Genomic DNA, 12,451 nt, shown 5'->3' with positions numbered 1-12,451 from the left:
CATTCTTGATGGCGGGACACTACGTTCACTCTTCACAGTCTTTACAAAAAATTCGTACAACCGCGCGATTGCGGCTGTTGCGGGAGACCTGCGGGTGCCGGCGATCGGTGCAGCTCCGCATCTGAGGTATCGGACCAGGCGCCTGCCATCAGGGACGCGGAACGCCTGATGGCGGAAGCTATCCTCCAGCTTAAGGTCGGACATGCGCGGAGAAACCTACTCGGAGCGGGGTCTCAACTGAGGTCGAGCTTGGCGAGCGGCTTCTTTGCTGTGAGCAGCGTACCGCGCTTCGTCTATGACAGTCTGATAGTCACGCATTTGCGGATTCCGACGAAGTAGCTCGCGGATTCCGAGACGATGTCGTCTACCTCTCCGATTTCGTCTCGCCGGGGGGGCGGCAAGGCGTTATGGCTGGTTGGTTCTCTGGCGGAGGGCAAGCCGCGTGGTCAATCTCGAAATCGCGGCTTGAATCTGTTTTTTCGTTTGCTGCGATTGCTGTGGGTGTTCGAACAACGCCTTGGCGTTGTTCAAGAGAAGCGTCGTGGCCACAGCGCCCCGCGCTCAGGCCTTCCGGTGCGGAGGCGACCCTTGACCGGGGATGCAGATCCCAAAATAACGCACGTGAGCTACATCCAGTATACGATTAATCATGCTTGAGTAGCTGTGTCCCGCGGTGCGGGCGGCCACGGGATACATGCTGGTCGTACGGAGCCCCGGCATGGAGTTGATCTCCAGCACAAAGGGCTGGCCGGAGCGATCAATCCGGAAATCGACACGAGCAAAATCCCGGCATTGGCAAACACGGAAGGCCGCAATCGCAACATCCTCAAGCATCTTGGCAAGGCTACTCCCGATCTGCGCCGGGCAAATGGCCTGGGGCTCTTCGTCAGATATGTGCATCTTGTCTTCCCAAGTGAACATACGCGTTTTGCGATCACCAAAGTCCTGCTCCACAAGAGGCAACACTTCGAGCTCTTCGTTTCCGAGCAGCGCGACATAGATTTCTCTGCCCTCGATGTATTCTTCCACGAGGGCATCCTGCCCATACTGATCGACGATCCCTTCCACGGCCTGCTTCAACTGACCACGCGCTTCTAGGAGTTGCAATCCCAAGCTCATGGTTTCTTGACGTGGCTTCACTACCACCGGAAATCGCAGATCACCGGTGCTCTCGGTGCCGCGACGCATTACGCGAAAATTCGGTGTTGGTACGCCGCTATCCCGCAGGAGTCTCTTGGTAAGAGCCTTGTCATGCGCCAGCGCATGCCCGAGCGGACTCGATCCGATGTACGGAATACCAGCCATCTCGAGCATGGCCGGAACGTGGGTGTAACGGTATTCGCCCTGAATTCCTTGAGCCGTGTTAAAGACCATTCCGGAGGGGCGGCCTTGCGGATCGGGTGGCATGAACCGCTCAAGCGCAGCGAGCAGACCTTTGTCACCTTCACACAACAGTGTCTCGTGGCCGCACTCTTGTAATGCCGCCTCTACTTTCTCGACGGTCTCGCGGTCGTATTCCTCCGGACAAGACTGGCCGAACCGGTTGATGACGCCTGTATGATCCCAGTTCCGCACGACGGCTATTCGCATAAGTCTAGTCCTTGGATGATGATTGCCCGCTGTGATAAGCTTACGGACTTGCTTGCCCGACCTGATCCAGCGCGTCGATCGTTAGCAATAGGCGTGCCACTGAAGTGGTTGCGCCGGCAACACGGCCAAGCACGTATTCTGCGCCGGCCGAATAGGTCAAGTTCGCAACGCCGACCAGACATGACGTAAGCATTCGGCAAGCACCTCGCCGGCCTACCATCCGCACGCGCTTTCCGGCATCCTGATGCATTCGAGCCTCGCGGTATCGAGGAAGTGCCGCCGGGGTTGGCAGCCGTCAAGTTCTGGACCCGAATTCAAGGGGACGGCAGCGCTTAGAAAGAAGATCAATCCGACCCGGATTCCCAACAAGAAAGGAAAGCGTCCGGCGGTTAGAAAGTCTCGGTCTACGCAACTCTTGGATCATCGCGGACGATGCATCCATGTTGCGATCGCGACAGTGACACCTACGAACTTTCTGCGCAGCACAGGAGATCGGACCATTTTCTGGTCAGGACCTGCGTCGACGAGCTTGGCTGAAGACTGGGATCACACGATCGCCGACGAGATGGACGAGGTCGCCGTCAAAAGGCTCCATCGCATCGAAGTCAGAGACGGCAACGGCGATCCCGACCAGGCCGTTCTTGAGATCAGGTATCGTAAGATTCGCATCCTGCGGCCGATCGGAATGCCGAAGTACTATCCCGCTCTAACCCTACCGGTGATCCATGCCGAAGAGCGCGAGACGCCGAACAACAGAAATAAGATCGATTGGAAATCGATTGGAAGCTGATTACCGACCTGCGGTGGCTGGAAGGTAATGATCATGAATCAATGTCGGGAGATTGGCACGTGCGTTGCACAGGAGTGGCTCTCATTCAGGGCGGCTGCTCAACGGATCGTAGTGGTTGTTACAAATTGTCTCTTATCGGTGAAGGCGTTTCGTGTCCTCCAATGCCCCGTTGTGCTTGCGACCTGCCCAGTCGCTGCGGTTATCCGAGGAGCAAGGGTCGCCAGCGACATGGCCAGCCAGGACACCGGAACCGTTCAAATCAGTACACGGAAAGGTCTGTGGTGACGCCTAGCTAAGAGCTACGCAGGTTCTTTCTCAAGCTTCGTTGCGAATTCGGGCAGGGAAGTAGAGTCGTGGGCTGCAACAAGGAAATCGATTGTCGCCGAAGCAACAGACGCGGATTGCCGTTCTATGGACAAGATAACTGAGATGGCGGCGACCTCGCGAAATCTCGCGACCAGAAAGGGTGGCAGCCAGCTCGCTGGCGAGCTTAGCGAGACCGCGAAACTCGCGCTGCCGATGGTGCTAACCCAAGTTGGGCAGATCGCGATGATGACGACGGACGTTGCATTTATCGGGCACATCGGCGCCGAGGCGCTCGCTGGGACGGCGCTGGCCAGCAGAATCTATCTAGGTAGCTTTACTGCCGGCCTTGGCTTGCTGGCGTCGATCGCACCGCTGACGGCGCAGGCTTTTGGGGCGGGTAATCTAGCTGTGGTACGGCGTTCGCTTTGCACGGGCCTCTGGCTGGCGATGCTGGTATCCTTGCCTATCATTGCGTTTGCACTGCACGGCGAGCAGATGCTGCTTGTTCTTGGCCAAGCACCTGTCACAGCGCGGCTCGCGCAGCGATATCTGTTCGGACTGGTCTGGGGTGTGGCGCCAGCGCTATGCTTTCAAGTTATCCGCATTTCAATGGGCGCGGTAAATCGGCCGGAGCCGGTCTTATGGATCACGGCCGCGGCTATCCCCGTCAACGCCGTACTGGTCTATGTGCTGATCAATGGGAAGCTCGGTGTGCCCCGGCTGGAATTATTCGGCGCGGGCCTTGCGACCAGCCTCGTTAACTGTGGGATGTTTTTTTCAAGTTTGTGGTTCGTCAGAGTGCGGCGCCCGTTTCGTGACTATCATTTGTTTACGAATACTCTGTCCTTCGATTGGCCTCTAATGCGGCAGTTGATAATCGTTGGGGGGCCGATCTCAATAGCCTCGCTGATCGGCTTTGGCGCAACCTCGGCCGCGGCTCTCCTCGCGGGCCTGGTCAGCACTACCGCACTTGCCGCTCATCAGATCGCGCTTCAGGTCGCCGTGATCCTGTTCTTGATCTCTTTCGGGATCAGCATGGCAACGGCCGTGCGCGTTGGCCATGCGATAGGCCGCGACGACGGCTTCGCGGTCAAGCGAGCAGGCTTAACCGCGCTCCTGCTAGGTGTCGCGACCATTGCAGTGCTGGCGCTTGCGGTGACCGTCGTGCGCTTTGAGATCGCCAAATTATTCATAGCCGACTCGGCTGGCAACACCGAGGCGACTATCGGACTGGCTGCGAAGCTCCTCTTGATTGCTGCGGTGTTTTCTATCAGTGACGCCGCGCAGAGTATTGCGGCCGGCGGCCTGCGAGGACTGAAGGACACACGAGTGCCACTTCTCTTGGCTGGCGTATCTCATGGACTCATCGGCTTTTGCCTCGGTTACGTCCTTGGTTTGAAGCTGAGTCTTGGCGTCATTGGCGTCTGGATCGGCTTATCAACCGGTACAGCGGTCTACGCGGTGCTCCTCATCGTGCGCTTTCTGAAACTGGCGAACATGCTCGTTCGTAAGCGCTAAGCCGACTTTTGTTGGATATGGGTCTGCAGACGTATTGAAAACGGATCGACTTCTCAGCAAAGGCGTTCGTTGTCTGCGCTAACGTGTCTCCGAGAAGAAGCACGCAGTCTGCGAGTCGCAGATAAATGCAGTCGAGTGTGATGGTAGGCCGGGCAGGGGATTCAATTCGGTCAGGCTTAGGTGCGACCGCCCTGAGGCAGAGAGTATCGGATGCCAGATCAAACGTGTGCGGTTCGAGCAAGCTTGCGGCGAGATCAGCGTGCTGCGGCGCCAGTGTCTCGGCCGCTGCATCGACGACCCCAAAAGGCTCCGAAATCAGATCGCAGCATGGCAAAGGCGGCGACGCAAAGCCCCGAGTTCGCATCACGTGGATGGTCACAACCGACAAGCACGCACCAAACTCGGCCGCGCCTATCCAGCAACCGCCAAAAAAAGTCAAATCACTGAGATCAACCAATAGTCAGATTTACGTCAGGTGCAGGGCATATCTTCGGCACTAGAGCGCACAATCGTACAAAACTGACTTGCACGTCAGGTTTGTGGCGAGTGCGGTCCTGTCGACGCGGCCAAGGAGCTCCGCTCTGAAACAAAAGTCGTTGAGGCCGGCACCGCGGACCTCTATGCCACCGTCGTAATCGGCGCATTCTAGCTCGCATGGGAGATTGATTTTGACGAGAGCCGACTGGAGAGCGATGGAAGCCCGCGGATCAGAGATGGACTGGTCCAGCCCTGAAGCAGATCTTGGCGGCGGAAACGATCGCTCGAAATTCAGTTCTGTCCTGCAGGGATTGCGCTCTGAAAATCAGGACCTGGCTGCGAGCTCGGCCCGAAGGCCGACTTCGGCCAGCGATGCCCGATGCCGTACGTCAACCGATCCTTCAGTGAATACGCATGTCGACGAGCCAGCTTTGCGGTATTTGGCGCATCGCGGCGCGCCAAATTGGGAAGAAAGTTCGTCGCGTTCCGGTGCCGAGAGCCGCTGTGCCGATCAGTCCAGGAGTTCACGAGCTGCCTCTTCCTCGCACAGGCAATCTGTATCGGACTTGGAGGCAGTGCCAAAACGGCGGCGCCTGGATTGTGTCGCCCCGCAGGGCACGCAAGCTGCGATTTCAGAACGGCAATGTAACGCCGCTCTGGACGCCATTTATTTCGCTCGCGACATTGTCGAATTCTCACGTGCAGTGGTGGAAAACGACAAGCGGCTGCAGCGGGTGGACGAGAAGATCCATGCGGCCTTTATGCAAAAGGCAGCCGCCCAGTTCAGAAGCCAATTTGTCACCCACTTCGAGGACGATATCCGCCGCAGGAAATTCTGGGGCTACGCCACGGCATGCAACGCTGTGAGTCGCGAGGCCGGCGGTCAGGAAGGCCTCGAAGCTTGCAAGGCGGTGGCATCTCGGGTGTCGCAGCTTTCCAATTCGTTGCTGCGCGAACTTAACCCCGCTGCTCTTTCGCTGTTCGCGACATCATTCGGTCGGCATCAACAGTCGAAGACATGCCGCAATGGAGTCATTAGAATTGCCGAGTTTTGTCGCGATGAACCCAAGGTACTCGGCGCGGCCGATAGCCAAAATCTCTCGCTGCTGGTGAACGGTTTCAGCAAGTGGACGAGGGAGGCGGAAACTCGTGAAGGCACGGAAGCTATTGCCCGCGAGGCCCGTCGTGCCGAGTTCTCTGATTTTGATCAGAAACATTTGGCGATGCTTGTGAACGGGTTCAGCAAATGGCCGGGTGCGCGCCACTGTCGCAAAGGCGCGTTTGCGATCGCGTCTGAGGTCGTTCGCCGGGCCGCCCGCGGTGAGTTCGGACTATCCGATTTTGCCACGCAGACACTGGCGAATCTCGTGAACGGCTTGAGCAAGTGGCCGGACGGAGCGGAGTCGGGCGAAGCGACTTTGGCGATCGCGAGGGAGGTCGTTCGCCGGGACCGCCATGCTCGGCTCTCCAAATTCACTCACCAGAATCTGGCTAACCTGGTGAACGGCTTCTGCAAGTGGCGGGACGAGCCGAAGTGTCGCGATGCTACCGTTGCAATCGCACGTGAGGTCATTCGCCGCGGCGAGCTCTTCCAATTCAACTCGCAGGAACTGGCGAATCTGGTCAACGGGTTCGCCAAGTGGCCGGACGGGCAGGACTCGCGCGGCGCCACGCTTGCGATCGGGGGGGAGGTCCTTCGCCGCGGCGCCCGGCATTTTGACAACCAGCACCTGGCGATGCTTGTGAACGGCTTCAGTAAATGGCCGGATGCGCGAGACTGTCGCAAGGCGACGCTTGCGATCGCGGATGAGGTCCTTCGCCGCGACCGCAATGCCCGGCTCTCCGGACTCACTCACCAGCAAGTGGCCAACCTGGTGAACGGCTTTAGCAAGTGGCCGGACGAGGAGGGCTCGCGCGACGCCACGTTTGCGATCGCGGATGAGGTCCTTCGCCGCGACCGCCATGCCCAGCTCTCTGAATTCACTCACCAGGAATTGGCTAATCTGGTGAACGGGCTCAGCAAGTGGGCGGGGGCGCCGGACTGTCGCAAGGCGGCGTTTGCCATTGCGGGTGAGGTCCTTCGGCGCGGCGAGCGGCTCAATCATTTTACTCCGCAGGAGCTGGGAAACCTCGTGAACGGCTTCAGCAAGTGGCTGGACGCGGAGGACTGTCGCGGCGCGACGCTTGCGATCGCGCACGAGGTCCTTAGCCGGGGTACCCAGTTCTCTGATTTTACTCGGCAGCAGCTGGCGAACCTGGTGAACGGCTTCAGCAAGTGGCCGGAAGCTGAGGACTGTCGCGGCGCGACCTTTGCGATAGCGCAAGAGGTACTCCGGGACGCCCGGCTCTCTCAGTTTACTCCGCAGGAGTTGGCGAGCCTGGTGAACGGCTTCAGCAAGTGGCCTGGCGCGCCGGACTGTGGCGACGCCACGCTTGCGATCGCGGGTGAGGTCGTTCGCCGCGCCGCGCGCGGTGAGTTCAGACTCTCTGATTTCAATCGTCAGGACCTTGCGAACCTGGTGAACGGCTTCGGCAAAATGCCGGACGCGCAGGACTCCCGGGACGCGACGATTGCGATCGCGCGTGAGGTCCTTCGTCACGCCAAACTCTCAGATTTTACGCACCAAAACCTGTCGAACCTGGTGAACGGCTTCAGCAAATGGCCGGACGCGCGGGACTGTCGCGACGCCACGTTTGCGATCGCGCGTGAGGTCCTTCGCGCCGAACTCTCCGATTTTGCCCCGCAGGCACTGGCAAACCTGGTGAACGGGCTCAGCAAGTGGGCGGAGGCGCCGGACTGTCGGCGCGCGACGTGTGCGATCGCGCATGAGGTCCTTCGCCGCACCGAGCTCTCTGACTTTTCCCCGCAGGGATTGGAAAACCTGGTGAACGGCTTCAGCAAGTGGCCGGAGGCGCCGAACTGTCGCAAGGCTGCGTTTGACATTGCGGGTGAGGTCCTTCGCCGCGATGTCCGGCTGTCTGATTTTACTGCGCACGGGCTGGCGAACCTCGTAAACGGCTTCAGCAAATGGCCGGAGAATGAGGATTGTCGCAAAGCCACGATGGCAATCGCCGGGGAAACCCGTCAGCATCAGCTCTCTAATTTCCCTCCGCAGGCAGTGGCGAACCTTCTGAACGGCTTCAGCAAGTGGCCTGAGGAGGCGATGTGCTGCCAGTCCACCATGGACATCGCGCGCGAATTGGGGGCTGGAGCACAGCGATTTGGTGTGTTCACCACGCCTGAACTGGCTATGCTCGCCAACGCTCTGTCCCGAGCGATCATGAGGGCGCAGGAGAGTGGGGAGATTACGGATGCCGCTCTGCCGAAGGATCGGTTGCACAAGCTCGCCCACTACCTGCACTATGATAATGATCGCCTTTTGAAGGCTGAGGCTCTGAGCATCACGAACATTTTCAAGGCGCTGGGTAAGGCCGGCCTGTTCGATGATCTTGGTTTGCTCGCGCCGACAGGCTTGAGTCGGCTGTCTGAATTGCAATCAGCTCCTGGTTTTTCCGCCGAGAACAACCTCGAAACCATGGGTAATCTGAGTGCTGCTCTGCTGCCGCTCGCGCGCAGCCTAGAGAAACCACTGCGCTGGCACCGCAGGCAGGCCCTCAACGTGCTTAACGATCTTCAGCCCTTGCTCGAGCAAAAGATCAAGGCGCATCTGAACGCGGGCGATGCGGAGCGGAGCCGCGGGCCCCTTGCGAGCCGCCGCCCCGCTTTATCGATCTTTCAGACGCTCAAGGCTCGTGCGGCGCTGGAGAGATTGTTCAGGTCACCCTATGTCGAGGACAACGGGGCAAATTTACGGGCCAGGCAGAAAGAGCTACAGCGCGGCACGAGAGAGATCCTGGCTGGCGCTCGCGACCTGATTCAAGGCGATCTGTCCAGCATGAGCTGGAATCTGATAGCGCAGGTCGAGGCGGACAGTCCAGTGGATGCGCTGGACTTGTTCATGGAGCAGGATGCGGCGGCGATCCAGGCGCAACATCCTCCGTCGGTGTTCGACATGCATCAGGTATTGCGAGCCATGGACCACGCCCCGAGGTCTCCGCAGGGTGAGGCGGGACTGATGCAGTTGCCGGTCGTGGACATGCATGGGCGGCCGTTGGCCATTGAGCCCGGGATGCGGTACTCGATTTTCCATCGCCTGACTTCAGGGGTCCTGCCCGTCGTCGCGGTACAACTGCCGGGACCCCCGAGTGCCTTCATGCTGGCGCGTACGGTAAATGTAAACGGTATCCCATACCGCATGGACCTGTTCGGCGGCAGCAAGTTAAAGCCGCCACGATTGACTGTGTCTCAAGTTGCGACCCGCGCTCCAGACGAGCAAACAAAGCTTTCGGGGGGAAAGCTGCTGGCGATTCCCTATGCCGAAACCGCGCTGGGTACAGCATTCGAGCAGCTGTCGCGCGCGTGGGCCCCTTTCAAAGAGGCCTATTATTATACTCAGCGTAGAGGCTTTGCGGCGCCTCCGGCGATCAAAGGTCTGTCACCCCACGACTCCGCGCTGGAAGGCGCCTTCAAACTGGTGCTGCTGCCGGACCGCCCTGCCAACGAGGAGCATCCCTTCCAGCTGAGGGGGCCGGACGGACCCATTGCATTGCGACCGCACGACGGCTGCGGCTTCATCCGGGCCTCGCTGGCCAAGCTTATGCCAGCTGTCCGCCGCGCCGGCGAGCAGGAAGGTCCTGACCGCGTGCATGCCTTTGCCGAGGGAAGCAGAGCATCCTTGCCAGCGTCGGCCTTGCAACATTATCCGCGCAGCGAGCAAGTAGCGGATGAGGCCCGGCAGAAGGCGATGAGCTGGCTTGAGGGTCGGGTAAAGCAAGAGCTGACGCCGGAGGAGCTGTTTCGCGTCGTAACAGCCGCGAACATCAATGGTCCGGGCGCTGTCGCCATCCCATCCGCTGATGGCCGTCTGCATGTGCCGAGGCTCAAGAGCGAAACATTGACCGGTGGTGGCGTGCTGATCGGGCGATCGCCCTACGACAAGCCCAACCTCCGCCCGTTTGCCCCCGACCGGGTCAGGTCCGCCGCGGATGGGGACCCGACTGCGGCGTTTCTCGATCAGTGCGTGACCATACAATACAGCTTCAATGTCGCCCAAAAGTCGGGGGAGGAACTGACAGTCGACGATCCGACTTTCTTTGCCAAGGGGCTTCTGATCGTGGTACCCGATGAAATGTGGCCGGCCGACTTCGCCGACCGTGGCTTGGTGATGTCCGCCGAGGACGTCAAGTGCCATTCGAGCTGGATCAAGGGCAAGGACCGCGTAACGGCGGACAGCTCGCTCGATTGTATCGGGATCCTGCAGGCCACTGAGATCTTCGCACCGGGGTCCCTGGTTGCCATCCCGCCTGATGAGCAGAAAAAACTCGACGGCGACTTCGACGGCGATACGGCCATTATCATTGCCGACCGGCCGCAGCTTTACGAGCATGTCAGGCAATTCGACCAAGAGGAGCAAGCTCGTGGCCTGCGCTCGCTCAAGCCGCCAAAATCCCATACCCCGGCGATTGAGGACGGTCGCTATAATTTCGGTCGCGCCAGCCAGATTCTCGCCGCCACGCGGAGCGTTCTGGAAACCTATACCGGCCTGCAGCGAGGCTTTCTGGCTCAATCACATCAAGCCCGGCAGTGGTTTGCAGAACGTGCCATATTCGGCACGTACGAAGGCATTGACCGAGAGCTCAAGCGAGACATCCGCGGCCTGCTGGAGCAGGAACAGGTTAGTGCTCACGACGTCCGGGACAAGCTCGAGAAGGCGCGGCACGATATCGAGCTGGCACACCATCCGGCCGCGCTCGAGACGGCCGAGTTGCTCCTCACCGAACTCGAGGCGTGGGCGGCAAGTCTCGACGAGCAAGTTCCGCCCGAACTACTCCTGCCCGAAACAGCTGCCACTGCGAGTGAGAGACAGCTCGCAATGAGCCAGGCGCTTTGCGAGCTGTTTCCGCAGCTAGCCGAGACCTATCCGGCAACGGCTCACCCCCGGGACCGCGTCCAGCTTCTGGTCGATCGTTACCCTACGCGCATCGACCCCCGACCGGATGGTTACATGCCGCACGACCTCGTCCAAAGTGCAAAAAATCTGCTGAGCATCGGCATCAAGGTCGGAGCTGACGCCTACAAATCCGACACTGGCGCTTACGCCTTTATGATCAAGAGCAGGCACCTTCAGCGCCTGCTTCAACAGACACCCGGGTTGAAATCGGCTCCATACACCAAGAGCTTGGCGGCTACCCTCGACCAAGGTCGTTTCGATGTCGATGCGGCCTTGGAAAATCTCAAGGACAATCCGACGCTGGCGGCTTCGGTCATGCAAGCCTCGATCAAGCTTGCTGCCGAGCGGGGCATTCTGCGCGAACTCTCGGCTCCAACGCTTGCTGCCGAAGATGTCGCCACCACAATCACGTTGACTCGCGAGGAGGCGGCACAGCGCGCCCAAATGGAGGCTTCCCGCGCTCAAGCCGAAGAGAAGGACATCACCCGGACGGCAACGTCGGTTGCCGAAGCCCTTAAGGGGGCCGGCATCGAGGTGAAGATGCCCCATTTGCCCAAGCGTCTGAGATCGGCAAGCTCAATGACAGACGAGCTCACCGGAATCCAGGCCAGCTCTGAGACCGGCGCCCAGCTTTTCAACAACGCTGTACGCCACGTCTTCGAATTCTCTGACAGGGATTTTACACGTGCCTTCAAGAATGCCATTCTAGCGTTCGAGGAGAGCGGGTATAGCGAGGTCAGCACGACCAACTGGTTCAGGACGCGATCGCGGACCTTCGCTGGCATCAAGACAGTGCTCGCCACGCCTGGCGGTTACCGTTTTGAGATCGAGTTTCACACGGCAGACAGCTACAAGGCCAAGCTCGACAATCACGAGACCTACAAGGAGCTGCAGAAGCTCAGACGGTTGCAGCGAGGGAGCGAAGAGCCCCCGGATGAGTCTTTAGCCGAGCAACTCCTGGAGCGCGTGCGACGCGCGTGCAACAAGGTTGTCATCCCCGAGGGGGCCACAGAGATCCCCCATTGGGAAGCCGAAGCCGGCAACAGCGTTGGCGCTAGCCCTGCTCGTGTGTCGAACGTGGCCCGGCCGACACGCGCAGCGCGGTCGGCACGCGCAACAGAGATTGTTGGTGCCCTCGACAACCGCCCGATCGTGCTCGTTGGCATGATGGGGGCCGGGAAATCCGGTGTGGGACGTGCACTCGCAAAGCAGCTGGGGCTGACGTTCGTCGACTCCGATAAAGAGATCGAGGCGAAGGCTGGCAAGTCCATAACCCGGATTTTCGAGGAGGACGGTGAGGCGCATTTCAGGGATATCGAGGCGAATGAGATCAGCCGGCTGCTCGATCGGGGGCCGCTGGTGCTCGCAACCGGCGGTGGAGCCTTCATGACCGAAGAAGTCCGGCGTCGTGTCGGCGAGAAGGCGGTCTCGATCTGGCTTAATACCAACGAGGACGTGATCAGGCGCAACCTGCGAAACGACACCAACCGTCCGAAAATACAAACCGCAGACCGGGACGAGACGATCACAAACCTGATGGAACAGCGCAATCCTGTGTATAAGCTGGCCAATCTCACGATTGCCCCACAGGACCGGCGGGAACTCAACAGCGCGGATGCTTGTCTTAGCGAGCTGCACAGCTATCTCTGCGCCGGTGGCGAGCTAGACGCTGGGCAATCTGGCTCGGTTAAAGAGGAGCTCGCAGCCTCAAGCGCCCTGAGGGCGCGAGCTTCGGTTGCGCAGGAGCAGATGCCATGAT

At 59.7% G+C, this 12,451-nt stretch carries 4 protein-coding genes; 3 read left to right on the top strand and 1 reads right to left on the bottom strand.

Annotated elements, in window-relative coordinates; all coding sequences use genetic code 11:
• Positions 1-561: 561 nt before the first annotated feature.
• Complete coding sequence (locus tag CI41S_RS16195) at positions 562-1,590, bottom strand: D-alanine--D-alanine ligase family protein (RefSeq protein ID WP_139860319.1); 1,029 nt, start codon at positions 1,588-1,590, stop codon at positions 562-564.
• A gap of 529 nt (positions 1,591-2,119) precedes the next feature.
• Between CI41S_RS16195 and CI41S_RS44025 the strand changes: the two genes are divergently transcribed.
• From CI41S_RS44025 to CI41S_RS16180, 3 genes are all read left to right on the top strand, one after another.
• On the top strand, positions 2,120-2,380 hold the full coding sequence (locus tag CI41S_RS44025) for a hypothetical protein (protein WP_175607156.1): 261 nt from the start codon (positions 2,120-2,122) through the stop codon (positions 2,378-2,380).
• Between the two features lie 429 nt (positions 2,381-2,809).
• Positions 2,810-4,204, top strand: a complete 1,395-nt coding sequence (locus CI41S_RS16185; RefSeq protein ID WP_244626544.1) for an MATE family efflux transporter — start codon at positions 2,810-2,812, stop codon at positions 4,202-4,204.
• A 713-nt stretch (positions 4,205-4,917) separates the two neighbouring features.
• A complete protein-coding gene (locus CI41S_RS16180) occupies positions 4,918-12,450 on the top strand; it encodes a shikimate kinase (protein ID WP_139860314.1) in 7,533 nt (2,510 codons plus the stop codon).
• The last annotated feature ends 1 nt before the right edge of the window (position 12,451 follow it).

The sequence above is a fragment of the Bradyrhizobium ivorense genome, from assembly GCF_900696085.1.
Taxonomy (GTDB): domain Bacteria; phylum Pseudomonadota; class Alphaproteobacteria; order Rhizobiales; family Xanthobacteraceae; genus Bradyrhizobium; species Bradyrhizobium ivorense.
The sequence above is the reverse complement of the archived record's forward strand: the minus strand, read 5'-3'. Positions and strand labels throughout refer to the sequence as shown.